The 25,978-nt window shown below is 54.6% G+C and carries 26 protein-coding genes; 1 reads left to right on the forward strand and 25 read right to left on the reverse strand.

Going from position 1 to position 25,978, the window contains the following annotated elements:
• Positions 1-64: 64 nt before the first annotated feature.
• The 18 genes from hpt to pth all read right to left on the reverse strand — a co-directional run bounded on the left by hpt (position 65) and on the right by pth (position 19,743).
• Complete coding sequence (gene hpt / locus ACH6EH_RS17730) at positions 65-604, reverse strand: hypoxanthine phosphoribosyltransferase (protein WP_397333275.1); 540 nt, start codon at positions 602-604, stop codon at positions 65-67.
• A 61-nt stretch (positions 605-665) separates the two neighbouring features.
• Positions 666-2,108: a tRNA lysidine(34) synthetase TilS gene (gene tilS / locus ACH6EH_RS17735; protein ID WP_397333276.1), complete on the reverse strand. Its 1,443-nt coding sequence runs from the start codon at positions 2,106-2,108 to the stop codon at positions 666-668.
• Between the two features lie 68 nt (positions 2,109-2,176).
• Positions 2,177-3,085: a serine/threonine protein kinase gene (locus ACH6EH_RS17740; RefSeq protein ID WP_397333277.1), complete on the reverse strand. Its 909-nt coding sequence runs from the start codon at positions 3,083-3,085 to the stop codon at positions 2,177-2,179.
• Positions 3,069-3,809, reverse strand: a complete 741-nt coding sequence (locus ACH6EH_RS17745; RefSeq protein WP_138227548.1) for a vWA domain-containing protein — start codon at positions 3,807-3,809, stop codon at positions 3,069-3,071. Before ACH6EH_RS17745 ends, ACH6EH_RS17740 begins: the two co-directional genes overlap by 17 nt.
• Positions 3,810-3,954: 145 nt before the next feature.
• Positions 3,955-6,465 carry a stage II sporulation protein E gene (gene spoIIE / locus ACH6EH_RS17750; protein ID WP_397333278.1) on the reverse strand — a complete coding sequence of 837 codons (2,511 nt, stop codon included), beginning with the start codon at positions 6,463-6,465 and terminating at the stop codon, positions 3,955-3,957.
• Between the two features lie 348 nt (positions 6,466-6,813).
• Positions 6,814-7,305 carry a S1 domain-containing RNA-binding protein gene (locus tag ACH6EH_RS17755; protein ID WP_138223937.1) on the reverse strand — a complete coding sequence of 164 codons (492 nt, stop codon included), beginning with the start codon at positions 7,303-7,305 and terminating at the stop codon, positions 6,814-6,816.
• A gap of 127 nt (positions 7,306-7,432) precedes the next feature.
• On the reverse strand, positions 7,433-7,801 hold the full coding sequence (locus ACH6EH_RS17760; RefSeq protein ID WP_397333279.1) for an FtsB family cell division protein: 369 nt from the start codon (positions 7,799-7,801) through the stop codon (positions 7,433-7,435).
• Between the two features lie 12 nt (positions 7,802-7,813).
• Positions 7,814-8,383, reverse strand: a complete 570-nt coding sequence (gene yabQ / locus ACH6EH_RS17765) for a spore cortex biosynthesis protein YabQ (protein ID WP_138223935.1) — start codon at positions 8,381-8,383, stop codon at positions 7,814-7,816.
• The gene (gene yabP / locus ACH6EH_RS17770; RefSeq protein ID WP_397333280.1) at positions 8,380-8,658 is read right to left on the reverse strand and encodes a sporulation protein YabP; all 279 of its coding nucleotides are present in this window, start codon (positions 8,656-8,658) and stop codon (positions 8,380-8,382) included. The genes yabQ and yabP overlap by 4 nt, the downstream gene beginning before the upstream one ends.
• A 149-nt stretch (positions 8,659-8,807) precedes the next feature.
• On the reverse strand, positions 8,808-9,089 hold the full coding sequence (locus ACH6EH_RS17775; protein WP_138223933.1) for an RNA-binding S4 domain-containing protein: 282 nt from the start codon (positions 9,087-9,089) through the stop codon (positions 8,808-8,810).
• Entirely contained in the window at positions 9,089-9,361 is a 273-nt protein-coding gene (locus ACH6EH_RS17780; protein ID WP_138223932.1) for an HU family DNA-binding protein, read from the reverse strand. The genes ACH6EH_RS17775 and ACH6EH_RS17780 overlap by 1 nt, the downstream gene beginning before the upstream one ends.
• 173 nt (positions 9,362-9,534) lie before the next feature.
• Positions 9,535-11,034 (reverse strand): bifunctional methyltransferase/pyrophosphohydrolase YabN, encoded by a 1,500-nt coding sequence (gene yabN / locus ACH6EH_RS17785; RefSeq protein WP_397333281.1) that lies wholly within the window; start codon positions 11,032-11,034, stop codon positions 9,535-9,537.
• Between the two features lie 241 nt (positions 11,035-11,275).
• Positions 11,276-12,982, reverse strand: coding sequence for a putative polysaccharide biosynthesis protein (locus ACH6EH_RS17790; RefSeq protein WP_397333282.1), 1,707 nt, complete (start codon positions 12,980-12,982; stop codon positions 11,276-11,278).
• Between the two features lie 222 nt (positions 12,983-13,204).
• Positions 13,205-13,747 carry a stage V sporulation protein T gene (gene spoVT, locus ACH6EH_RS17795; RefSeq protein ID WP_138223929.1) on the reverse strand — a complete coding sequence of 181 codons (543 nt, stop codon included), beginning with the start codon at positions 13,745-13,747 and terminating at the stop codon, positions 13,205-13,207.
• A gap of 280 nt (positions 13,748-14,027) precedes the next feature.
• Entirely contained in the window at positions 14,028-15,137 is a 1,110-nt protein-coding gene (locus ACH6EH_RS17800; protein ID WP_397333283.1) for a peptidylprolyl isomerase, read from the reverse strand.
• On the reverse strand, positions 15,121-18,648 hold the full coding sequence (mfd, locus tag ACH6EH_RS17805; protein WP_208204539.1) for a transcription-repair coupling factor: 3,528 nt from the start codon (positions 18,646-18,648) through the stop codon (positions 15,121-15,123). The genes ACH6EH_RS17800 and mfd overlap by 17 nt, the downstream gene beginning before the upstream one ends.
• A gap of 202 nt (positions 18,649-18,850) precedes the next feature.
• Positions 18,851-19,081, reverse strand: coding sequence for an anti-sigma-F factor Fin (locus ACH6EH_RS17810; protein WP_397333284.1), 231 nt, complete (start codon positions 19,079-19,081; stop codon positions 18,851-18,853).
• Positions 19,082-19,182: 101 nt separating this feature from the next.
• Complete coding sequence (pth, locus tag ACH6EH_RS17815; protein WP_397333285.1) at positions 19,183-19,743, reverse strand: aminoacyl-tRNA hydrolase; 561 nt, start codon at positions 19,741-19,743, stop codon at positions 19,183-19,185.
• 169 nt (positions 19,744-19,912) lie between these two features.
• On the opposite strand from pth, the gene ACH6EH_RS17820 reads away from it, so the two are divergent.
• The gene (locus ACH6EH_RS17820) at positions 19,913-20,062 is read left to right on the forward strand and encodes a hypothetical protein (protein WP_233281084.1); all 150 of its coding nucleotides are present in this window, start codon (positions 19,913-19,915) and stop codon (positions 20,060-20,062) included.
• Between the two features lie 149 nt (positions 20,063-20,211).
• Here ACH6EH_RS17820 and ACH6EH_RS17825 read toward each other — a convergent pair whose 3' ends face one another.
• From ACH6EH_RS17825 to veg, 7 genes are all read right to left on the reverse strand, one after another.
• Positions 20,212-21,165, reverse strand: a complete 954-nt coding sequence (locus ACH6EH_RS17825; RefSeq protein WP_138223924.1) for a ribose-phosphate diphosphokinase — start codon at positions 21,163-21,165, stop codon at positions 20,212-20,214.
• 44 nt (positions 21,166-21,209) lie between these two features.
• On the reverse strand, positions 21,210-22,619 hold the full coding sequence (glmU, locus tag ACH6EH_RS17830; RefSeq protein WP_397333286.1) for a bifunctional UDP-N-acetylglucosamine diphosphorylase/glucosamine-1-phosphate N-acetyltransferase GlmU: 1,410 nt from the start codon (positions 22,617-22,619) through the stop codon (positions 21,210-21,212).
• Positions 22,620-22,728: 109 nt separating this feature from the next.
• Positions 22,729-23,016, reverse strand: a complete 288-nt coding sequence (gene spoVG / locus ACH6EH_RS17835) for a septation regulator SpoVG (RefSeq protein ID WP_036696395.1) — start codon at positions 23,014-23,016, stop codon at positions 22,729-22,731.
• Between the two features lie 183 nt (positions 23,017-23,199).
• Entirely contained in the window at positions 23,200-24,027 is an 828-nt protein-coding gene (gene purR / locus ACH6EH_RS17840) for a pur operon repressor (RefSeq protein ID WP_397333287.1), read from the reverse strand.
• A 95-nt stretch (positions 24,028-24,122) separates the two neighbouring features.
• Positions 24,123-24,977 (reverse strand): 4-(cytidine 5'-diphospho)-2-C-methyl-D-erythritol kinase, encoded by an 855-nt coding sequence (ispE, locus tag ACH6EH_RS17845; RefSeq protein ID WP_138223921.1) that lies wholly within the window; start codon positions 24,975-24,977, stop codon positions 24,123-24,125.
• A 169-nt stretch (positions 24,978-25,146) separates the two neighbouring features.
• Complete coding sequence (locus ACH6EH_RS17850; RefSeq protein ID WP_138227546.1) at positions 25,147-25,329, reverse strand: small, acid-soluble spore protein, alpha/beta type; 183 nt, start codon at positions 25,327-25,329, stop codon at positions 25,147-25,149.
• Positions 25,330-25,487: 158 nt separating this feature from the next.
• Complete coding sequence (veg, locus tag ACH6EH_RS17855; protein ID WP_138223920.1) at positions 25,488-25,763, reverse strand: biofilm formation stimulator Veg; 276 nt, start codon at positions 25,761-25,763, stop codon at positions 25,488-25,490.
• Positions 25,764-25,978: the final 215 nt, after the last annotated feature.

The following is a 25,978-nucleotide window of genomic DNA, read 5'->3' on the forward strand; positions in this document are numbered from 1 at the left end:
AGCCTGTCTGGCTATCTCAACAAAGCGAAGGACCGGCCGATAGGAACGGCTGCGGTCAGCCATGTCAGCTGCTGTAAATCTCCGGTTTCAAAATCCCGATATAAGGGAGGTTGCGGTAATGCTCGGCATAATCCAGGCCGTAGCCCACGATGAAGGCATCTGGAATCACAAAGCCGGTATAGTCCGCCGTCAGTTCTACGGTGCGTCCGGAAGGCTTGTCAAAGAGCGTCACTACAGACACCGTCTTCGCCTTGCGGTCCTCCAGCAGCTTGATCAAATAGCTCAGCGTAAGCCCGCTGTCGATAATATCCTCCACGATCAGCACATCGCGGCCTTCCACCGACTGGTCGAGATCTTTGATGATCTTGACGACGCCGGATGATTTCGTGGAAGCCCCATAGCTGGATACCGCCATGAAGTCCAGCTCAATCGGTACTGTGATGTTCTTAACCAGGTCCGCCATAAAAATAAACGCGCCCTTCAGCACGCAAATAACCAAGGGATCGCGGCCTTCATATTCAGAGCTCAGCTTCTGTCCCAGTTCCTTAATCTTTGCCTGTAGTTCATCTTCACTGATTAGTACTTCTTGAATGTCATTCTGCAACCTGAGACAACCTCCTACGTGTTTGTATCGTCTAGACGAAAAAGCCGGGCTGTCCCCTGCATTACGCCTCTCCCGCATCCGACAGCGTAAGGCGCAGAATACGGGTAGTATGCTGCCCGACAGCAGCGTGAACAGAACGTCGTACGCCCGGGATCCAGATCAAGCGGCCAAGCCCGTCACAAACAATGGGAATGGCCTGGCGGGCTGACGGAGGGATTTTCTCGTTGATGAGAATATCCTTTACCTTTTTGCTTCCGTTTAATCCCATCAGCTTCATCTTGTCACCGGGCTGTCTGGAACGGACAATCAGGGGGAAGTGCAGGTGATCGGCATCGAAAAAAGCTTCCGCATTCAGCATGCGGGGATGCGATTCCAGGCTTGCTTCATCCCACAGCTCCAGCTTGAGTCTGCGTTGAATCTCCGGCAGCAGGAGCTCGAGCTCCTGGGGAGAATGCAGCTCATATATGTAGTTTAGACAGACGGGAGGACCGTTCATAAAGGATACTGTATCGTACTCGCGGATACAGCAAATGCCTTCCCCTAGATCCAGACTCCACGAATTAGAAATGTCCTGCGCAATGCGTCTTCGGATCAATTCAATCTTCGTAAAATCCGAAATTTCACGGTCAGGCGACAGGTAATTTAATATTAGTTTAATCAAACGCCGTTGTAAAGCGACATGTAGGGCCAGGAAAGAGGGCGCGCTCATGGCCGGTCCGTATGCCCCCTTCTGCACCAGGGCCGTATAGGTCTCCTGTGCAGCGCTCTCCATGTAATCATCCTCGCTTCCGATAATCTCCGCCGTCTGCACAAGGGAGGATAAAATCCGGGGATTGTACTCCTCCAGAAACGGAAGCACCTGCAGCCGCACTGCATTTCGTCGATACTTCGTCTGCTCATTGCTGTCATCCACCGCATAATCCACTCCGCTCTGACGGCATATCGCCACCAGATCGGCTTTGCTGCGGCGCAGAAAAGGCCGGATCAGCTGAATGCCATCCTGAAGCCGGATCAGCTTCATGCCAGAGAGCCCGGAGGGACCGCTTCCGCGCAGCAGCCGCATCAAGACGGTTTCTGCCTGGTCATCACCATGGTGAGCCAATGCAATGGACCTCGCTCTGTATTTTCCCGCGATTTCAAATAAAAATGCATACCGCTTGGATCGCGCAGCGTCCTGCGCATTCCTGCCGCTCTCCCGGATGTAGGCCGGCACATCCACTGCAGCCATTTCAAACGGGATCGCAAGCCGGGCACACAGAGCCTCAACAAGCTGTGCCTCCTGATCCGATTCCTGACGGAATCCGTGATGCACGTGGGCACAGACCAGCTTCAAGGGAGTGAGGACCGTGGAAATATGATGCAGCGTGAGCAGCAGGGCCATAGAGTCCGGTCCGCCGGAAACTGCAGCCACGACCGTATCTCCACGTGACCATAATCCATTCTCCGAGGCCAGCTGCTCTATTTCTTCACTTAGCTGCTGCAAATTTGTTACACCTTCCACCATTTCATACCCCTTTACCCATGCACCTGTGTCTTATGATGATATTAACCCGTTTCGGCCCATATGATCTCCTATGTAGCCAAAAACAAATATAATGCCGCTCCCATAAGCAGCAGGGAGAGGACAAAGGAACGCCGGAGCCACCGGGGCGTCCTCTTGATAGTGGGAAGAGGGCGGGCATAAACGCCCCGCTTCCACGCGTTCATCGCTTCCCGTGAGTTTGCGAATCCGCCTCTTAATGCCCGGCTTAGCCAGGCCGCATATGGCTTGATATGGGGACATTTTCGCACCACAGCCTCCAGATCATGAACCCCCCGGACCTGAGGGAGCTGCGCTGACGCTTCCCGAAGGCCCTTCTCATCGAGAAGATGTATACACATCACGGCAAACGAGAACAAATCATAGGCTTCATCGCCGGTTCTGGAGCCGGCATTCCAGTAGCCCCGGTCATACCACTCCGTAAACTGCTTCACGCTCTTACCTTCTGCGCTGACCCCGCCGAAGTCGATCAGCTCCACACTTCCGTAGGGAGATACCAGCACATTCTCCGGCTTTAAATCACCGAACACATAGCCCAGCCGGTGCAGGGAAGAGAGCCGCTCCAGCAACTTCAAGCCAATCAAGCCCAGCCACTCCCGGCCGCGCACGCGGATAAACTGCCGAAGCTGCACCCCCTCCACATATCGCATGACATAGAAGGCAGCCTCCAGACCCGGCTCCCTGGCGTCATCAGCCTCGATGAAATACGGCTTCGTGAACTGCCGATTTAGCGCCTTAAGAACGTTAATCTCTGACTGCAGCTCCAATGTATCGTATCCCATCTTGAGGGCATACCGCTGCTCCTGCCCCCGGCGGCGCACCAGATACACGCTGCCGTTCGCGCCGGAGCCCAGCAAACGTTCTACCACATACTGACTATGATGCCACTTGCCTGTAATGACCGTGCCGGGGGCACAGCCTGTCTCAGACGACGTAGTCACCGAGCATCCCTTCCTCTTGGCCGGAAAGTTCCCGCCTCTCTTGATTATATTCCAGTGTACCATAACGGAATTCATCAATCACCCCTAGAAGCGCGGGTCCTGTCGGCGTGGCTCCCTTCATCTGCAGGCGGCCGAACAGGCTCCTGACGCCTTCGAGATTCCCGGTCCAGTCTACATCCTTGACCACATTTTCCCCGCTCCCCCGGCCCGGAAAGTGGAACACGGACAGCCTGCTGCGGCCAGAGCGCGCCTTTAAGCTCAGCATCAGGTCCCGGATCGCCTCCTCCACGGCGGCAAGCTTCGGCTTCATGCTTGCACTGGCGTCAATGAGCAGCGCAACCTGCAAGGAGGAGGTTTCGCTGAGCTCATCGACGACCTGCACCACCTCTGCTCTTTTGTCCGGGGGGAGAGTGCTAAGATCTCCGCTTCCAAGAATATGGCGAATCTCCTGGTTCACCGCCTGCTGAATCGTCTGCACCACGGTCTTGCGGGTCATCATCTGCATCGTTCTTGCCAGCTGCGGAGTGCCCACCACCTGGTGAAGCCCGCCTCCGGCCTTGGCAATCTCGCGGATTTCCAGCTCTCCCAGCTCGCCAATCATGCCGTAATCAAGCACCCCGATGACGTTCACCGTGATGCCCTCCTGCAGCGCATGGGCTGCAGCCATAACCGGACTCTCTCCAACATTAGAGCATCCATCCGTAATTAGCAGGATTTGTTTCATTATTGCAATCTCCTCCCGTTCTGTTGCCAACCGGCTTTGCTCTCTAGTATTTCCGTATTTCAGAGAGTTCAAACCCGATATCCTCGAACTTGAAAGACTGCAAGAGATCCCTGTTTACAAGATTAGATATTGTGAGGACATCGGCTCAGCTTACCGTGCGCGGCCTTTCCATTCTGGAGAAGCCAGGCACATGTACGTTCGCCCATTCCGGATGGAAATGATCTACCCGCCCGACGACGACCGTCATATCATCATGAATATGATTTTGCTGATAGCGAATGACCTTTTCCAGTAACATATCCGCAATTTCCTGAGGATCGCTGCTATCCACCTCTTGAATAATACGCTTCATCCAGATTTCTTTATTCACTGCATAGCCTGGAGCATCATAAATACCGTCCGTCATCATAATGAGCACATCTCCTGCCTGCAGCTGCAGCGACACAAAATCGACCTCTATATCCTGAATAATGCCAATCGGCAGATTGCTAGCTGTCACCGGGATGACCTCTTTCCCGCGCTTGATAAAGCTTGGCGTGCTGCCGATCTTCATAAACGTCGTTTGAGCAGAATATTGGTCAATTAGCGCCATATCCACGGTGGCGTAAATTTCCTCCGGCGAGCGGAGCATTAAGATCGAATTGACCGATTTGATAGCGAGACGCTCATCCATGCCGGACTGCAGCAGCTGTTCCAAAATATTCAGTGCCGAGCTGCTCTCCAGCCGGGCCCGCTCCCCATTCCCCATACCATCACTTAACGCGACTGCAAATGTTCCGTTCCCCAGCTCTACTGTGCTGAAGCTGTCACCTGACAGCAGATCTCCACCCTTCGCAGCGGCGGCGACGCCGGTTGTGATCTCAAAGGTTTTGGCGGACTTGAACCGGACCGTGGCCAGTCCGTCCTTGGGATGGGTCAATACCTCTCCCACAACGGCAATATGCTCTCCAATGATATCTGACAGCATCGGGGCAATGATTTTGCGGCATTCATCGTATCCCTTGGTATAGGCATGAATGATCTCGATTTCTACATGACCGGAGTCGAGACTGATAATATCAATGCCCTGCACGGACAAGCCCAGCTGCAGCAGCGCCTCGCGAATCTGCTCCTCCTGAATGTGCATCGTCTGGCTCTCTCTTTTAATTTCCCGGGCGAGATCCTCCATCACCTGGGACACCCCCGACAGCTGCTCCGCAACCAGATGCCGGCTGTCGAATATCTGGCGCTTCCACTGCATATCATTTTGATATAGATGATACTGCTGCTTCAGCACCTCCACCACTTCCTCCCGCTTGGTACAAAATTTACCCAGCTCTGGCGGCAGCTCCTCGGCTCTAAGATCCGGCTTGTTCTCAATCGACGTCATGATGTCGGACATATATTTATAGGTTTGATAAAATTTAGCGTCCCAGCAGTGGCTCTGCTTAAAGCAGGCTGCACAGGTGCCCTGCGCCGCGGCGTCCATAAAATGATTCATTTCCTCCGCCTGCTTGCCGGGCGGATGCATGCTTTGCGTCGCCTGCCCGAAGCTTTGGGACAGCTGGCGGAACACCTGGGAGAACTGGGTGACGCGCTCGGCGGTCAAATCCCTGACGCGCTTCGCATATTCATGCTGCGATCGGGTGTGGTCCTGCGTGCCCGGCACGTATTTGCCGATCATCTGGAAGAAGCTCTTGGGGGTGATCAGGAAAAGGCCAATCGCAGCACAAGTCTCCCAGGTGGAGAGCAGCACCTGCTCCGGTTTATTGAAATAAATCGATAGGATTGTGGCGCCGAGCAGCATGCCGAGGGAAACGCCGGCTTTTTTGCCCTCGCGCAGCATGCCGGCCAGCATCCCGGCGAAGGCTAACAGGCTCATCTGGGCAAAGGCAGATATGTCCGCGAGACTCAAAATGAGGCCTGTAACGACGCCGACGGAAGCGCCGAGCGGCGCTCCCCCCACCAGGGCGAACAGCAGGATCAAGTACCGGGAGAGCACATGCTCGGCTGACAAGCCGTGCACAGCCCAGCCTACCGCTCCTGTCATGACCGAGGCGAGCAGGATGATCAAACACAAAATTTCTTCGTTTTTTAGCATATAATTTTTCTTGCGGAAGGTCAGGACCGGGATCGCCTGGATAAACACCAGAGTCAGGACAAAGCTCAGCACCGCGTCCAGCGTAAGCATCATCATGCTGTACCAGGTCATGGACGGACCGACCAGCGTCGCGAACAGGTTCACCACAAAGGTAGAAACGAACACCATCATCGGCGCGTAAGAGAGCTCTGCCCGCTCGTAGGATTCCAGCCCGCGCAGTATCAGGTAGAAGATGATCATCTCCGCCGGAATGATCAGCATATTAGGATAAGGGGCGAACAGGCTGCCTGCCATCACGGCTGCGCCTACCGGCAGCAAATAATCCCGGCGAACAAATACGATGACGGCGAAGAAGGCCGCAGCAAACGGTGACAGCTCGTCCAGAATTGTGGCCCGGCCCAGCAGAAAGCCCATAAAGCTTAATAGAATCATCCACTTTTTTGCAGCCAGCATATCCAAAGGGCGCTTCAGTGCCGACAATGACCCCAGAGTAACGCCCAAACGGCTGTACAACGCCCCCGCGCCTCTTTTTACCGTCCCTGTCCCCGGAAACATAACCACATTTCTTTTATCCATTATCCTGGCACCCCATTCATCACGAATTTGTTTGTAGGTCCCATTATAAAAGCAAGGATTTAGAAAGTTTGTCAGAACACCGGGTATGTGTCCAAGAAATTTCCGACAAAAAAGCCGGGCGGTCTGTCAGCCAGACAACCTCCCCCCGGCTCTAGGGTCAGACCGCTTTCAGCGTTTCAAACGAGGGCTTCGCGGGTAACGAATGCGCGGTTTTTTGCAGAACCCTTTGGGGAAGGCGGCATCAGATCCGGGAGGATCCCGTTGTAACCTGTCGGACGCTCGGACCAGCTGACAAAAAAACCGCAGAAGGAAATTTCCTTCTGCGGTTCTGATCTATTTAGGATCGGACTACATACGTTTGGCACCGCGTCCGCCGCGTTTGCCCTCCGTATTTTTCTTAAGTGAAGAGATGCGTTCCTCACTGTCTTTCAGGAAGCGCGACATTTTATCCTCAAATGAAGGCTTGTTGACCGCAGGCTTAAACGGGCGTCCGCCGCGTTCACGGTTGAATCCTCCACCGCCGCCTCCAAATCGCTCTCCGCCGCCTCCGCCGCTGCGTTCCGGTCTAGGTCCGCGTGGTGGACGGCTTTCCGAAGAAGCCGGCTTATCGACAGTCTGCTTGATCGAGAGACCGATCTTGCCATCCTTGTCGACGTTGATCACCTTTACGGTTACGACATCACCGATCTTCAAATGATCGTTAACGTCCTTTACGTAATTATCGGCGATCTCCGAGATGTGAACGAGACCCGTGACACCTCCTGACAGATCCACAAATGCTCCAAAATGCGTTATACCTGTCACCTTGCCCTCTAACTTGGTGCCCACTTCAATTGCCATAGAATAAAATGATCCTCCCTTAGAAATATACAGTCACATTGTGAATCTCGCTACGGTGATTTGATTATACCCAATGACCGAAAAGAGGTCAACAGAGTGATGCCGCGGTTTCGCAGGCTATACTACCTTATTCCTGCGGCTGGATGATCGGAACCTCATTCGGCGGATACAGCCCAAATTTCTTACGGGCCATCTGCCCAATGTACTCCGGATCCTGCAGACGCTCCACTTCCAGGTTAAGCTCCTTCAGTGCAGCCTTTACGGCCCTCTCTTCGCCTTGCTTCTCAGCAAGCGCGCTGCTGGTGCTCTGGATCTGGCCATACTGGCTGTACAGCGTGATCCCTGCCCAAACCACAAACGAAAGCATCACCACGGCGTATAACCTCTTTCGCCGCTTGGCCCCCGCATTCCTGGCTGTATCGGGGGAATCCTCTTTGCGCACTGCCTCTGCTTTACGTTCTACGTCGGCTCTGCGTCCTGTACCCGCTCTGGCCATGGCCTATCCCTCCTAAAACCAGCGTTTCCAGACTGCCTTGAACTTGTCCGCTGCCTTCTTCCCCCATGCCGGCATAGAGAGCCGGGAAATGATTGGGGAGCAAATCCACCTCAGGATGGCCCTGAGCGGCGTCAGCAGCTTCCAAACCACTTGAAGCACAACCATCATCAACCGCCAAATCAGCTTCAGGCTTCCTTTCAGCAAGGAAAACAACAGCTTCAATGGCTTCCATAGCAAGACGTCCAGTAAAGTCGTCAAAATGGACAGCAATGACATTGCTGCCTGAACTAACATTACCACAAAACGCCTGGTTGTAACACTCCCGATTAAAAAATAGATCCATACCCCGGCAAAAAGACCAACAAAAACATAGAATCGAAGCTGCCCGTGATTGGCGGCGTACAGCATACGGAATACGAACAGCGCTGCGCCGATCCAGTACAGCAAATCGATCACATGCACCGACCATTTCGGGAAACGAAGCTCTCCTGCCAGCACCCGGTAGCTGTCATAGGCCATTCCCATTGCTGCTCCGGAAACCATCATCCAGAGCAGCGTCATCCACTGCTCATGGGGGTTCATTTAAACAGCTTGCCCAGCAAGCTCTTCGGTTTGGCCTGATTCCCGGGATTGAGGTAGGCAAAGGAATGGATCAAGCCTTCAATGGAGAGGATGCCCTCCTCCAAACTCAGGTTCTTGATATGTAAATTCTGGCCGCGGATGCTTAAATGCCCCAGCTCGGTCTGCAGAAGAAATTCTTCACTGTCAAAGCTTTCTACATTTTTGACACCGGTCATGTCCAGCAGCTTGCGGCTGTGCAGCCGCATATCGTGCGGCTTGTTTTTTTGGTCCATCATGGCATGTACCCCTCCCTTATACCAACAGCATATGGGGACAGGGATGCAATTAGAACCGGAATGATGGCTCCCGCGAGCAGCACCCTCCGGCGGATGATAAAAAAACATCCTCTCCGACGGCGGAGAGGATGTCTTGGACGGCAATGCCGTTATTGCCAGTTTAAATCGTTGTCTTTCGCGATCGGCTCTTCCTTAACCAGAGTGTAGAGGCTTGCAGCCTCATCCTTGCGGGTGGTGTCCACCAGGCGCTCTACCCGGACGGTGACCAGCTTCTGTCCGAACTGGACCGTAATCTCGTCTCCGACCTTGACCGTGCCGCTCGGCTTCGATTCACGGCCGTTAATATATACCCGGCCCTGCTCCGAAACGTCCTTCGCCACGGTGCGGCGCTTGATGAGTCTGGATACCTTAAGGAATTTATCGAGACGCATTAGTTGACAGCTTCTTTAAGCTTGTTGCCTGCCTTGAATGCAGGAACGTTGGATTCTGGAATTTCAATGGTGTTGCCGGTTTGCGGGTTACGGCCTGTGCGGCCTGCACGCTTGCGTGTTTCGAAGGTACCGAAGCCGATCAGCTGTACCTTGTCACCGCTTGCCAATGCATCTGTAATTTCACCGAGGAAACCGTTCAGAACGTTCTCCACGTCTTTTTTAGACAAACCGCTTTTACTGGAAATGTTGTTGACGAGATCTGTTTTGTTCATGAGTTAAAATCCTCCCAATATTTCGAAAAATGTGTGTAATAGCAAGCACCGTGATTCCATCTGTTTACTCGGGCTTGCCTATCAAGTGTAATTCTGGATGGGGGAGCGAATTCCTGCCTTTGGGGGCGATTTTTTTGAAAATCTGCCTATTTATCGGCAAATTTCACGCTCCTTTATGCCTTGTCCCTGCCCCCGGATGTCTTCGCGGACTGCCACAGCTCTTCCATGACGTTTACAGGCGTCTTGTGAATATCCTCGCCCCGGGCCGACAGCTGCTCCTCGATATAGTGAAAGCGCTCGGTAAACTTGCGGTTGGTTCGGGATAGAGCCTCCTCGGGATCAGCCTGGATAAAGCGCGCAGCATTGCAGGCTGCAAAGAGCAGGTCTCCCAGCTCAAGAGCCTGCTCCTCCGGAGACAGTCCCTGCTCTACGGCTTCCCGTAGCTCCGCCAGCTCTTCTTCAATCTTCTGGAACACCCCGGAGATGTCATCCCAGTCGAAGCCCACCTTGGCCGCCTTCTTCTGCAGCTTGTAGGCCTTCATCAGCGCCGGCAGATCCCGGGGAACGCCGTCCAGCACCGATGTGGAGGACGCGGTCTGTCCTTTTCTCAGCTTCTCCTCCGCCTTCATCTGCTCCCAATTCTGCAAGGCGTCCTCGGCATCCTTCGCAGAGGTGTCGCCAAATACATGCGGATGCCGGAAGATCAGCTTGTCATTCAAGGAGCCAATGACATCTCTGACGGTGAAGGTACCGATCTCTTCCTCCATCTGCGAGTGAAGCATAATCTGCAGCAGCAGATCTCCGAGCTCCTCCTGCATATGATCGGGATCATCCTCATCAATCGTTTCCAGCACTTCGTACGTTTCCTCAATGAGGTTCTTGCGGATGGATTGATGCGTCTGCTCCCGGTCCCACGGACAGCCCTCAGGACTGCGGAGCACGGCTACAATCTCATGCAGACGGTCAAAGCTGCGCCGGCGCAGCTGCTCATCATCGCTGCGGGGCACATAGACGAGAGACAGATTTCCATAACCCTCTACACGGTCCAGCTCATACAGCGGAATGTGCTGAATGGATTCCTGTCCCTCCACGCCCAGCGCATGCCCGACAATGACCTCATAGTCATCCGGGTACACCTCCATCAGCGCAAGCTTCACCTCGGAGGCGGTAAACATATCATACACCTGACCGATCAGGGTGTGCAGCTGGGGCTGAAGCCGTGAAGCCGACAGCCCGCCGGCATCCAGCAGCTGAAAGCCTTCAATCGGGTCAAACCCGAGACGTACGAACGCTTCGTCGAGAAAGCTTTCGCCTCCCAGCACCTTCAGGGCAATGCCCTGCTCCGGACAACGCTCCCGCAGCAGCCGTACGGTTGCCTCCGCCACCATGGGATGGCCGGGAACGGCATACACAATCTCTCCCTCGCCGGCAAGAGCCAGCTTGATCAATGACGCAGCAATATGCTCATACACCTCCGGGAAGGTGTCATAGCTTTCATATACGGAGTCAAAGGACTTCATCTCTATGCCTGTCTCACGCAAATCATCAATTACCGGGTGCTTCAGAGTGCGCACATATACCCTGTCAGCCCCTTGAAGAGTCTTGAACATGCCTAAGGTCAGTCTGTCGGCATTCCCCGAACCCAGTCCGACCACTGTAATCGCTGCACTCATGGGGCTTCCTCCGTCTTCGTCCGCTGATGCTTCTACAGCGGTAGTATCGTAGTCTACTATACCACAGGCGCCGGTGCAACTCACGTCCGCCGCTGCAGTAGGCGGTAAGGCGTGCGCAGCGGCAACGTATAAGCAGGCGTGGGCGTGAAGCTGTCACAGACATGCTGGCTGCTCGCTCGGATGGCGGAGCCGAGACGTGCACGCGGTGGCTTCCACAGAGCTCGGCGTGAGAGACAGCGCGTCAACGCAGCAGCCGCAGGCGCGTAAGCAGGGCGGCCAGCGGCCGGCCGATCTTCGGCAGCAGGTGAAGCTCCTCCTCTGAGAGGAGCTTCGTCCAGACGGCGCCGGCCACAAAGGCGCCGGCCCCTGCCGCCACGCCGGCCAAGCTTGCGGCGGCGGCGCTCATGCGGCCGGTGCCCAGCCCGGCCGCGGCTGCCAGGCCGCCCGCCGCGGTTGACGCGGCCCAGGCGGCCAGCACCAGGCCCGCGGTCACCAGCGCGGGCCGCAGGAGCAGGTGTGCGGCGGATAGCCTGACACCTGCATGACGCACCAGCAGCGAGGTATTGAGCGCTGCTGCGGTGCCATGCGCGGCGACACCGGCAATCGCCGCGCCGGTAATGCCGAGCTGGGGCACAAGCGCCAGGTTCAGCCCCAGCTTGAGCAGGGCCGCCGCCAGCAAATGCAAAGCTGGCGCCCGGACCAGGCCCGCGCCCTGCAGCAGCGCGGCCGTAATAATGCTCACCGTGCCAAACACCGCGGTGAGCGCAACCCAGCGCAGCACATCGCTGCCTGCGGCATCCTCGTACAGCATCAAATTGACAGGCTCGGCCAGCACCGCAAGTCCTGCGGACGCAGCCAGACCGAGCAGCCAGAACCAGCGCAGGGCGAGCTCGCTCTGCCGGGCCGCCAGCTCATGCTGTCCCCGGTAGCGCGCTTCCGCCAGCGCCGGGATGAACAGCACCGACAACGACGCCGCCAGCATCGTGACCAGCTGGACAAGCGGCAGCCCCCGGTTGTAAATGCCGAACCGGGCCAGCATGCCGTCCTCCGACAACCCGCTGCTCAGCAGGGACCGGGGTACGGTGAAGGAGTCCACCAGGCCGATCAGCGGGATCGCCAGGGCGCTGAGGCACACGGGCAGCGCATAAGCAGCCAGCACCTTCAGAATCCTCAGGGCGCTGGCCTCGCCCAGATGGACCTCCCCCGCGCTCCGCTGGCTTTGCTGAAACCCGGCTTGCCGCGACCACGCTGGCTCTGTGAAACCGGGAGTTCCGGAATCCTTCGCCGCAGCCCTTTTCTTTCCACGGCTCTTGCGCCAGTATAGCAGCATCACAAGCAGGCCTGCGACTCCGCCGGCGGCCGAGCCGAGCATCGCCCCGGCCGTAATTTGTGGTGCAGACGCCCCCTGCTGAAGCATATACAGCAGCAGCGTAATCATGACGATGACCCGAATGCTCTGCTCTGCAATCTGGGATACCGCTGTCGGCACCACATTGTGCAGCCCTTGAAAATAGCCGCGCAGCAGCGCCATCCACGGCACAAAAAGCAGCGCCAGCGCAGAGGCCTGCAGAGCCGGCACCACCTGCTCACTGCCGATCCAGCTTCCGAGCAGCGGGGCTGTTGTATACAGCAGCAGCCCCAGCACCAGCCCCAAGCTGATCAGGAACAGGCTCGATATCCGCAGCAGGCGCCGGCTGTCCTGAGGCCGGCCCGCCGCCTCGGCCTCCGCCACGAACTTGGACAGCGCAAGCGGAAATCCCGCTGCTGCGAGGGTAATCATCATGGTATACAGTGGATTCACCGTATTATAAATGCCGAACACGGCGTCTCCGCCTATATTCTGCAGCGGTATCTTTTGAAGCGTCCCGATCAGCTTCGAGCCGATCGCCGCCGCGCTCAGGATAAAGGCCCCCTTCAGAAGCCTTGCCCCCGCTTCCCCTGTTTTCATAAGCTGACCACCATTCCTTGCAGATCTCTCACTGAATTGTCATGTACAGCCCATTATACGCTCAAAGGACGGCTTGACTCAAAAGACATGCAATTTCCGGCACCGCCAATGCAGAACCCGATCATCAAAAAGCTCCCGCCGCATCCCGCTCTCCAAGGGAGAGCTTCGTTGCGAGCAGGAGCTGAGGTTGTGCAGTCATGCAGGGGGCTTTACACCGCCGGTTTACTGTTCCATTTGCTTGCCAAGGAAAGCAGCGGCGGTTTCCGCCATTTTCACTTCCATTTGGCCCATCTTGACAGACTCGTCCTTGTTCAGCATCAGCACACAGCCAATCGGGTCACCGCCGGCGACAATGGGAGCCGCAACAAAGGTGGAGAACTCCTCCGGATGATCCTTGCTGATTTCGTACGTGCCTTTGTTTTCTTCCAGGATGGTCTTGCGATTCTCCATCCCGGTCTCCAGCAGATTGCCCACCGGCTTGTCCATGTACTCCTTCTTGGAGCCTCCAGCTACAGCGACGAAGGAATCCCGGTCAGCAATAATGGTAATATGGCCGGTGCTTTCATACAGGGACTCTGCGTATTCCTTGGCGAAATCTCCAAGCTCTCCGATCGGCGAGTATTTCTTCAGGATGACTTCTCCATCCCGGTCTACAAAAATTTCGAGCGGATCTCCTTCTCGGATCCGTAGAGTACGACGAATTTCCTTGGGGATGACCACACGACCGAGGTCATCGATACGGCGAACGATTCCAGTAGCTTTCATTTCACATGCTGCCCCGCTTTCTTAAGAAGATTTTTCAACTACTGATCGGTATGGGAAGAGGATGTCCCCAGCCAGGTATGTTAAGTGAATGTCTGAGCTTAGTATTCATCCTTTCCTATAACCTTATACATCTTTGCCCTGAATTGGTTGCGTTAGAGGGTAAAAAAATCCATAACGCCATGGCGGCGTTATGGATTTACTGCGTCCAGAAGCCAAAAGACTGCCCCGGCCTGCGTTCTCCGGGACGAGTGCTCCCGGCAGCGCCGGCGCCTTTAGCAGCTTACTTGCCGGTATCCTCTGCTGCAGGCTCCTTCGCTTCAGGCTCCTTGCTCTCCGCACCGGGATCGCTCGTGCCAGGATCGGCCTGTGGCGCTTGCGTCGCTCCGTTCTCCTGCTCCGTAGACGGCTCAGCCGGCGTCTCACTCTTTGGCAGCTCAATGCTCTCAATGATGCTGTCCAGCTCTGTATTCATGAACTCGTCCACCTGACTGGAAGCCAGGTCACTGCGAATCTGGTCCTTGCGCTCATCGCTGAGCTTGTCAAAGGTCATTTCCTCGCGGCTTTCGACCTTCATCACATGGTAGCCGTATTCGGTTTCCACCGGCTCGCTGACTTCATTCAGGGGCAGGCTGAGTGCCTTCTCCTTGAACTCGGGCACCCAATCCTTCACTTCATAGTTCTCATACAGACCGCCGTTAGACTGGGAGCTCGGATCCTCTGAATACTCCTTCGCAATCTCCGCGAAATCAGCCCCGCCATCCAGCTTGGCCTTCACTTCATTTGCCAGCTTCAACGCATCTTCCTTCGTGCGCTCCTTGCCTTCGCTATCGGTCAAGCCGATGAGCACATGGCGCAGCGTGACCACGGTGAAATCCTCCTGCTGCTCGTCAAAGGTGTTCTTGATCTCTTCGTCAGTCACCTTGTTCTTCTGGTCTTCCATAACCGTCATGACGCGCAGCATGTAGCTTCTCAGCTCATCCTCGGTCAAGCCCTGAGCTGTGAGCGCCGCTTCCAGCGCCTCGGCTCCCATGGCCTCCTTGTTCTTATCGACCAGCTCGTCCGCCTGCTTCTTCGCGGCTTCCCTGGATTCCTCGCTGGCATCCACCGCCAGATACTCATAGGCTGCGCCCTGCTTCGCGAGATATTCTTTGAATTCGTCCATCTGCGCGAACTGTGCAAATTGCGGTGACATGAACTGCATCACCTTCTGCTCCAGCTCAAATTCTTTCTCTGTAATCTCCCCGCCCTTATACTTCACAACGATCTTGCTGTTGTCCTCCGGCGCAGGTGCTGCCGCGTTCTCGTTCCCGCAGGCAGCCAGTGATATAGACAACATGGCGCTCATCGTCACCATGAACAGCTTTCCCGACTTCTTATTTCTTGACGGCATTCTGTAAATCTCCCTTCCCGTTAAATGACTCCTTCGCAGCCTCAAGAAACTGTTCCAGCAGCTTCAACAGCTCCGGATCTTGAAGTCCTTTGCACTTCAGGCGTATCGACATGCCTGAGCCCTGCTCAAATTGTACACGCTTTTCGAAGGAACTTCCAATCTGTGAAAGGCTGTTCCTGTTCACTATTTTATCCTGTCCTTCGTAAAACTGCAAAACAAGGTCGTCCCCGCGCTGCGTAATGGAGTCGATTCCGTAGCTCCGTCCGTATATCTTCAGCCTCGACACGGCAAGCAGGTTCTGAACGGCCTCCGGCAGCTCGCCGAAACGGTCCAGCAGCTCATCCTCCAGCTCTGCAGCCTCCTCAAAGGATGCCACCGCCGCCACTTTTTTATAGATCTCAATCTTCTGAATGCTGTCATAAATATAGTCAGAAGGAAGATAGGCATCGATTCCAAGATCCAAGGAGGTGTTCCAATCCCGGGATGGCTCCTGCGGCTCGCCCAGCATAGTGACCTTCCGCTTCTGGATTTCCTCCGCCAGCATTTGGGAATACAGATCAAACCCGACGGAGGCGATGAAGCCGTGCTGCTCCGCCCCGAGCAGATTGCCCGCTCCCCGGATAGACAAATCCCGCATGGCAATCTTGAAGCCCGAGCCGAGCTCCGTAAATTCCTTGATGGACTGCAGCCGCTTCTCTGCGACCTCGGTTAACACCTTATCCCGCTGATACGTAAAATACGCATATGCAATCCGGTTGGAACGGCCTACCCGCCCTCTCAGCTGATAGAGCTGGGACAAGCCCATCTTATCCGCATCATGCACGATCAGGGTGTTCACATTCGGGATGTCTACGCCGGTCTCGATAATGCTCGTACTGACCAGCACGTCATACTCCCCATCCAGAAAATCCAGAATCGTCTTCTCAAGCTCTGTTTCACTCATTTGTCCGTGGCCCACGCCCACCTTGGCCTCAGGCACCAATTCTGAAATCTGGGCAGCCATTTCCTGAATTCCCTGCACCCGGTTATACAGATAGTAGACCTGTCCTCCTCGGGCCAGCTCCCGCTCAATCGCTTCGCGGACAAGCGTCTGGCTATGCTCCAGCACATAGGTCTGCACCGGAAACCGGTTTTCTGGCGGGGTTTCAATGACCGACAGATCACGAACGCCCAGCATGGACATATGCAGGGTCCGCGGAATCGGAGTGGCGGTGAGGGTCAGCACGTCCACGTTCGTCTTCAGCCGCTTCAGCTTCTCCTTATGAGTAACACCAAACCGCTGCTCCTCATCGACAATCAAGAGGCCCAGATCCTTGAATACCAGGTCCTGCGACAGCAGGCGATGCGTACCGATCAGAATATCAACCGTCCCCTGCTTGACCTTCTTAATCGTTTCATTCTGCTCCTTGCGGCTGCGGAAGCGGCTCAGCACCTCAATGTTCATCGGATAGGTTGAGAAGCGCTCCCGGAACGTTTCGTAGTGCTGCTGGGCCAGGATCGTCGTTGGCACCAGCACAGCCACCTGCTTCCCTTCAATCGCCGCTTTAAAGGCTGCACGGACAGCAACCTCGGTCTTGCCATAGCCGACGTCTCCGCACAGCAGGCGGTCCATCGGGCGGTTCTGCTCCATGTCCTTCTTAATTTCTGTAATCGCCCGCAGCTGGTCCGGCGTTTCGTCATATGGAAAAATATCCTCGAACTCCTGCTGCTCAGCCGTGTCCTTCTCAAAGCCGTAGCCCGGTGCGGACTGCCGCTCGGCATACAGCTTGATCAGATCATCCGCAATATCCTGGACGGAAGAGCGAACCTTGTTCTTCACTCGCGTCCATTCGTTGCCGCCCAGCTTGTAAATTTTCGGCTCCTTGTCCTCCGAGCCTACGTATTTCTGGATCAGATCAATCTGCTCAATCGGTACCGACAGCTTGTCACTGCCCGCATACAAAATATGCATATAGTCTTTATGAATGCCATTGATCTCCAGCGTACCAATGCCCAAATATTTGCCGATCCCGTGGTTTTGGTGCACAACATAATCGCCGACCTTCAGCTCGGTGTAGCTCTTGATTCGCTCGGCATTATCCATATTACGGCTTGTTTTTCTAGTCTTCCGCTGCTTCTGCGAGAACATCTCTGCCTCGGTAATGACTGCTGCATGCACGGAAGGGAGCTCGAAGCCGTTCTGCAGGCTGCCCTCAAGCAGCATCGGCTCCTCAATGCTATAGTCGTGCAGCACCCGCTTCATCCGGTCCATTCGCTCGGCATCGCCGCCGAGCATCATCACCTTGATCCCGGATTTCTTCCACCTTTCCATCTCGGCCTTCAGCACGTTCATTTGGCCATGGAAATCCTGCATGCCGCGGGTAATGAAATTGACGATATTTTTCGGCTGCATCCGCGGCACCTGACGCAAAAAGACCGAGATCAGCAGGCTTTGGTAGCGCTGCTGGTAAATGACCTCTTCATGCTCCAGCGAGAGCGGCAGGCTTGGCAGCGACTTCCCGTGCTGAATCAGGTGCAGGTTCCACTCCGCTTCATCGCGTTCCAGCTGACGGGCGGTTTCCAGCAGGCGTCCTGGCTCATCCAGCACCAGAATCGTATCCTCTGCCATGTAGTCATACAGATGAGCGTGCTCCGGATATAGCAGCGAAATGTATTTATACATTTCCGGGAAATAAATACGCTCCCGCAGCATTTCCGCCTCCCGGCCGATCTCTTCCTTGAGGCGCTGCTTCGCCTGCCGGTCTGTCATGCGCTCCAGCTGGGTATCCAGCAGACTCAGCACGGTATCCGCTGCGCGATTCAGCGACTGCTGACTCGCGATAATTTCTTTGCAGGGCGTAATCAGCACCTCACGGACCTTGTCAATCGAGCGCTGATCACCGGGGTCAAAGGTGCGGATGGAGTCGATGTCTTCATCGAAGAGCTCCACCCGGTATGCATGACGGGCTGTCATGGGATAAAAGTCGATAATGCCGCCGCGGACGCTCATCTCTCCCCGGGATTCTACCCGCTCCACGCGCTCATAGCCCATCTCGATCATCTGGTTGAGGAAGGCATCGAGGGCAAGCAGACCTCCTTCCTGCAAAAGGATACGCGCATCCTTCATCGCCTCCGGAGCGGGAAGCAGCCGCCGCACTCCTGAAATCGGAGCCACGACAAGGCCCCGGAAGCCGCGAGCACAGCGATGCAGCACTTCAATTCGCTGGGCAAGGGCCTCCGGGCTGGATACGGCCGATTCGGCCGCCACAAGCTCATTCGCCGGGTACAGCAATACATCCTCCGGAGATAGAATCTCCTGAAGGTCATCGTAAATTTTCTGGGCCGAGAACATGTTGTGGGTCACAACCAGCACAGGACGCTGCTGGTTCTGCATCACCCCTGCGATCATGACCTGCCTGGAGGAGCCGGTAAGCCCGGATATGAGCTGATCTCTCATACCGGAAGCCAGTCCCGCTGTAATGGATTGAAAATCCTTATCCTCGGAAAAAACATCAATAAGTGCTTGTAGCAAAAGGGGCACCTCTCTTTATGCAAGCGAAATATAAAAAGCTCATCAGTAATTGAAAAGAAGCCTTCAGCATGTCTGCCAAGGCTCTTGTAGTCAGTGGTTCTGTCTGTGCTAGGAATCCGTCATGAAGAGATGTACGGGCTGCGTCATTTAGGACAGCGGCTGCATATAGGCCCCGTGCAGGCTGCATCATTGACTGCCCACTCTATTGAAGCGGGCTCGCCAGCAGGCTGAGCTCCGGATTAGCCTCAAGCGCTTCCCGGCAATGATCGCAGGTCACGTTGACAATCATCTCTCCGTTAAAATCATACGCTATTATATCCCTGCGTTCCTCGGGGGTCAAGGCATCCAGCCCAAGCCTCGATTCGGAAATGCCGCGGGAATCAATCACGCCTTGATGGGTCCGGCAGTGTCTGCAAACATAATTTATCGCCATTGTATGCCTCCTGGGAATGGTTTATGTTCCTCAGTATGTCCCTATTCAGAGACTTTAAGACAAGCTTCCGTTGGCAATGAGAGAGAGATTCTCGGGTATTTCTAGCCGTTGAACCGCTGCATAGTCTGCTCGAAGGTATGGCTCAGGCTGTGCTCCAGAGCGTCGCAGGTGCTGTGGATCATTTGCTGCAGCGGCTCCTGCTCCTGCTTGGGAAAGGTCCCCAGCACATAGTCGACGACAGCCCGTCCCGGAGTCGGCCGGGAAATGCCCATGCGCACCCGGTTGAAGCTCTGCGTGCCTGTATGCTGAATGATCGACTTGATGCCGTTATGTCCACCGGCACTGCCCTGGTAGCGCAGACGAATTCTGCCGACGGCCGTATCCAGATCATCATAAACGACGATCATATCATCCAGATGAACTTTATAATAATCCATATAAGCCCTGACGGCCTCGCCGGATAAGTTCATGTACGTCATCGGCTTCATCAATACAGCTTTCTGACCGCTGATGATCCCTTCTGCGATCACGGATTTGCATTTGCTCTGATTAAAGGTGAAGCCATGCCGGGAGGCCAGCTCGTCCAGAGCCATAAACCCGACATTATGGCGGGTCTTCTCATAGGCAGGGCCCGGGTTGCCCAGGCCGACAATCCATTTCATGAGTAAACGTCCTTTCTGCAATTATGCTTTCCTCTTTCCCCTATTCTAAAGTACAATAGATGGACAAAGGACATGTGATAGTCATGTCATCATCCCGACATAAGAAGGTGGAGCGCTATTGGATCATACGAGGAAGATGTTGACGCACCACAGCCACTTCCAGTACCACATGAAGCACGGAATCCCCGTTCAGGTCTATGACCAGGGAGTTCATATTACACTGGGCTGCATCACAGCCGTGGAGCCGCAGTTTGTCGAGATTGAGGGCGCCGTATACAATCGGAACTGCTTCACGTTCGTATCCCGTCCCGGATATTGACGTTTCGCTGCCCTTCCCGTCCCTTATTGAAAGCGGTTACCCGCTATGGATAGGTTGTCATATGCAGTATCAGTCCATCGGCGTATAGCCGCTAAGGGTTACCGCTCCTTAGGAAGGTGCGGTAACCCTTAGCGCTGGCCTGATGCCGGTTATTCGATCTCGAACAGCTTGCTGATGGACAGCTCTTCATGGACACGGATAATAGCCTCGCCCATCAGTGGAGCTACAGACAATACTGTAAGCTTGCTGCTTGGGTTCGGATGGGTAATCGGAATCGTATCCGTCACAATGACTTCCTTCAGCGGCGAATTCTCCAGCCGCTCCATTGCAGGGCCGGAGAGCACTGGATGTGTACAGCAGGCGTATACTTCCTTCACGCCGCCCTCCATCAGAGCATTTGCTCCCAGCACAATGGTGCCGGCTGTATCAATAATATCATCGATCAGAATAGCGGTCTTGCCTTCAATATTACCGATAATGTTCATCACTTCGCTGACATTCGGCTCCGGACGGCGCTTGTCGATAATCGCCAGCGGGGCATTCAGGAAATCAGCGAGCTTGCGGGCGCGGACGACGCCGCCATGGTCTGGAGATACGACCACGGGATTCTCGATCTGCTTGGACCGGAAATACTGGGCAATGATTGGCACCCCCAGCAAATGGTCTACCGGAATATCGAAGAAGCCCTGGATCTGCATCGCATGCAAATCCATACAGATGACGCGGTGAGCACCAGCAGTCTCGATCAGGTTCGCTACGAGCTTTGCTGTGATTGGATCACGCGAGCGTGCCTTGCGGTCCTGCCGGGCATAGCCGTAGTAAGGAATAACAACGTTAATGCTCTTGGCCGATGCGCGCTTCAATGCATCCACCATAACGAGCAGCTCCATCAGGTTATCGTTGACCGGTCCGCAGGTAGACTGCACGATGTATACATGACAGCCGCGGACGCTCTCGGAGAGCTTAACTTGAATTTCGCCGTCGCTGAAGCTGGTGGTCAGCGAATCGCCCATCGGAATGCCGATGTAGTCTGCGATTTGATGGGCCAGCTTGGGATTGGAGTTACAGGTGAAAATTTTTAATTTGGAATCAAGATAAGTCATAAAATAAAAACCCTCCGTGCTGGTTCAATTGTGTAGCTGCCTGATCACTCCGGCTTGGACGAGGAATTGCTGCTCTTCTTGGCCTTGGCGCGGGAGCGGATTTTCTCGGCGTATCCCGGCTTGTTCTCCTGGCGCACTCTGGCAATCGCCAGATCATTCTCCGCTACGGAATGCGTGATCGTGGAGCCGGCTACAACGAATGCGCCCTTGCCCACTTTTACCGGGGCTACAAGATTAACATTGCTGCCGATAAAGGCATCATCTTCAATTTCAGTAACAGATTTATTATAACCATCGTAGTTCACGGTTATCGCGCCGCAGCCGACATTTACGTTCTTGCCTACCGAGGCATCGCCGATGTAGCTGAGGTGAGAGACCTTGGAGCCATCATCAATGACGGCATTCTTCACTTCCACGAAGTCACCGATCTTGACGTTCTGGCCCAGCTTGGTGCCTGGACGAAGATACGCATAAGGCCCGACAGACGTTTCTGCCCCCACCTCTGCTTCGCACAGTACCGAGTATTTCACGGTTACGCTGTCAGCGAGAGAAGAATCTTCAATCTCACTGTTCGGACCCAGCGTACACTGACTTCCGACTGTCGTGCTTCCCTTCAGAATCGTTCCCGGATAAATCACGGTATCGCTGCCGATCTGAACATCTGCCCCGATGTACGTAGAGGACGGATCGATCAGCGTGACTCCGTTCAGCATATGACGTCTTGCAATGCGCTCCCGCATCAGAGCTTCGGCTTGGGAAAGAGCGAGCCGGTCGTTCACGCCGATGGACTCTGCCTCATCCTCTGTCTGGTAGCCCAGCACCTTGTCGCCAGATTGCTTCAGGATGCTGATACAGTCGGTCAAATAATATTCCTGCTGAGCATTCTGGTTCGTGACCTTCTCCAGCGCGGCGAACAGCTTGGCATTATCGAAGCAATAGGTACCGGTGTTAATCTCGCACACCGCATCCTCTTCCGGACTGCAATCCTTCTGCTCTACAATGCGCAGCACATCGCCCTTCTCGCTGCGGATAATCCGTCCGTAGCCCTTCGGGTTGTCCATATGGGCTGTCAGAATGGTGACTGCCGCCTGATTGCTCTCATGCAGCTCCAGCAGTCCCTCAAGCGTCTCTGGTGTCACGAGCGGGGTATCACCGCAAATAACAATCGTAGAGCCTTCCTCCTGACCGATCAGCTCCTTGGCCTGCTTCACAGCATGACCAGTTCCAAGCTGCTGCTCCTGCAGCACATATTCCGCCGCATCACCCAGATAAGAGCGTACAGCTTCCGCGCCATGCCCGACCACGACGACGGTACGTTCCGATTTCACTTGTTCAACCGTTTGCAGCACATGACCCACCATCGGTTTCCCGCAGACGGGGTGCAGCACTTTATATAATTTGGATTTCATTCGTTTGCCCTGGCCAGCGGCGAGGACTACAGCTAATCTTTTCAAGGGCCCTGCCTCCTCCTCTTGAACTCACTACTGAATATATATCATTCTAGAAAAAAAGAAAAGAGAGCCACGGGTATGGCTCTCTTTTCTTCGAACCCCAATAGTAATCCTAAGCGCCTTCTTCAATGACTTCTTCCTCTTCCGTCGCAGCACGCTCGTATTCAGCCAGTACAGCAGACTGAATCTTCTCGCGGGTGCCGGAGGAAATCGGATGAGCAATATCGCGGAACTCCCCATCAGGAGTACGCTTGCTCGGCATAGCAACAAACATTCCGTTATTGCCGTCAATCACGCGAATGTCGTGAACGACAAACTCGTTATCGATGGTAATGGATGCGATTGCTTTCATTCTCCCCTCAGAGTTCACGCGGCGGAGTCTGACATCCGTAATTTGCATTGTGTGTTCACCACCTTTTTCCATCAGAGACTTGGTGTATAATTCCACACAGCAATTCCGAAATCCTTCTTTTTTTCTAACAAAATGTCCTAAAATCAGGAATTTTTTTCGAAATCAGATATTTTCGACAGACTTCGTCGGATTTCGTTTGAAAACGCTACAATATCGACAAATACAGCGCCCTTATTGTTCGAAGTAATTTCCGGGCCGAACCGTAATCATCTTGCTCCGCGCATCTACATCGTTCAGGCATGCAAGCGAAATATAATCCTGCAGCAGCCGCTCCTGCGATTCGATCGCACCGGACTCCACCAGCACACCTACGCCTGCAACCTCGGCATTAAATTCAGCCAGCAGATCCACCATGCCCTGAATCGTTCCGCCTGCCTTCATAAAGTCATCCACGATTAAGACCCGGGACTGCTCCCGCAGCGCTCTCCGTGAGAGAGACATCGTATGAATGCTCTTATGGGAGCCGGATACATAGTTAATGCTAACCGCCGAGCCCTCGGTTACCTGATGGTCTCTTCGCACCAGGACCACCGGCAGGTTCAGCTGCGCTGCCGTCGCATAAGCGAGCGGAATGCCCTTGGTCTCTACCGTCATCACCACATCGATATCCCGATGCGCGAAGGCCGTAGCGATAATCTTGCCTGCCTCGTTCATTAGAGAAGGCTGTCCAAGAAGGTCGGACATATACAAATAGCCTCCCGGCAGGATCCGGTCAGACTGCTGCAGCTTGCCGCACAGCTCCTGAACAAAGTCCAGCGCACGCTCCTGGCTCAGCTTCGGAATATACCGCACACCGCCGGCAGCACCCGCCAGCGTCTGCAATTCACCGAGGCCCTCCTCCTCGAACACTTCCTTGATGATGGCCAGGTCCTCACTGATGGAGGACTTGGCTGCACCATACCGATCCGCAAAGGTCGTTAAGGGAATTAATGTATGGGGTTTAGCCAATAAGAACTGGGTCATATCGACCAGTCGTTCGCTGCGCTTTAATTTTTTCACGTCGTATCCTCACTAAATCCGAATATTATACAGTTAATATAACATTCTCGTACGTCTTTCCACAAGAACTTGTGGAATCGGCGCCCTTTTCTTGCTTATGTAAGCAGCCTAACCGCGTACACTTCCTTGCAGAAGCCGCGCAATCCGTTGTAGATCCGGGCTACCTTCGACTCCTTGGACACGAGCCCGAACACCGTCGGCCCGCTGCCGGACATGAGGGCGCCATCGGCTCCCAGCCTCAGCATCGCCTCCTTGAGCTGCTGCACCTCCGGATGCAGCTTCGGTGTGACTTCTTCCAGCACGTTGCCAAGCTGCTCGCACATCTCTGTGAAGCTTCCCTTGGCCAGCGCTGCAGTCATCTCCTTCGCGGAAGGGTGGAACTTTATCTGATCTGCCTTCAGCTTGCCGTACACCTCCGCCGTAGACACATTGATTGGCGGCTTGGCCACAATGGCCCAGCCCTGCGGCGGCGGGCTGACCGGGGTCAGAATCTCTCCCCGTCCCGTTGCCAGTGCTGTTCCCCCTGTCACACAGAAAGGAACATCTGAGCCCAGCTCTGCCCCGAAGGCCAGCATGTCCTCAAGCGGCATATTCAGTCCCCACAGCCGGTTCAGGCCGCGCAGCGCAGCCGCTGCGTCACTGCTTCCGCCTGCCAGCCCGGCAGCGACCGGAATGTTCTTGTCCAGGTGAATATGCACACCCTTGCGGACCCCGTAACGCTCCTTCACGAGCCTGGCCGCCTGAAAGGCCAGGTTCTTCTCATCCAGCGGAATGTAGCCCGCCTGGCTTGTAATCATAATCGTATCCCTTGGCTGCTCCTCCAGCTCCAGACGGTCTGCCAGATCGATCATGGTCATCACCATCTCCACCTCATGGAACCCGTCAGGCCTTTTGTGAAGCACATCTAGCATTAAATTAATTTTGGCCGGAGCCTTCTCGTATATTTTCAACACCGTTCACCTGTCCTTAGCATCTCCCATAAGCTCATACCTGACCCACAGGGGAAAAACATCTAATGCCTCTATATTAGCAAACCAGAACGTACAAGTCATTTATATGCGTCAAAAATGAAAAAGGCCTTCCCGAAGGAAGGCCGACGTTATAAGTGCCTTTGCTGCATTACTGCTGTGGTCCGCGGGCTGCGCGCTCGGCGAGCTCAATCGCTTTTTTGACCATATTGCCGGCGTCGCTGGCCTTGATCCCGCCCCAGCCCTCTTTTTGCACCGTGTCATAAAAACCGAGCTCCTTCGCCAGCTCATACTTCAGCTCTTCTGACATCATGCTTCTTCTTCTCCGGCTCATTGTTGAATCCGCCTCCTTGAACGTGATGTGGGGGTGACCGTCCTTAGTATGCTCCCGTTCTTCCTCCTCATGCCTTCCCATTCATGGAACGAACAGCAGCAAAGCAACCGCTGCGCAAATAAAAACAGCCCCCTTCGGGAGCTGCCTGCACACAAAAGCTATGACTTGATATAGGTGATCTGCATCTGGCCTTCTTCGTCCAGAACGACGATTTCAACCGTCTCTGTCAGTATATCAGCATAACTGTAAGACACACGTTTAAAGGTTTGCTGGTCCTGATCCAGCTTTACAATGAAGACAGAAGGGTAGGTTTCTTCCAACACACCAGTGCGCTCAACGGTCTTGCGGCGACCTCCGTTAGCCCGCAGCGCAATTTTTTGCCCCAAGTGGGCATCCAGACTGCGTTTGATATCCAACAGCGAATTTTTAGCCATTGTCAACGACCACCTCTTTCCTTGTCCATTATACCTGTCAACCAGAAGACTGTCAAATCAAAACCATTAATTATATCAGCAACAAAAAATCATTGTCAATAACTTTTTTTGGGACGGAAAAGTCTCATGCGTTGAGTCCTTATTATGCGCAACACAAACCAGCTGTATGCATTCGGATGACCGAATACATACAGCTGGTTTGCAGATATGATACA

This window comes from Paenibacillus sp. JSM ZJ436 (assembly GCF_044383795.1).
In the GTDB taxonomy this organism is placed as follows: domain Bacteria; phylum Bacillota; class Bacilli; order Paenibacillales; family Paenibacillaceae; genus Paenibacillus_AQ; species Paenibacillus_AQ algicola.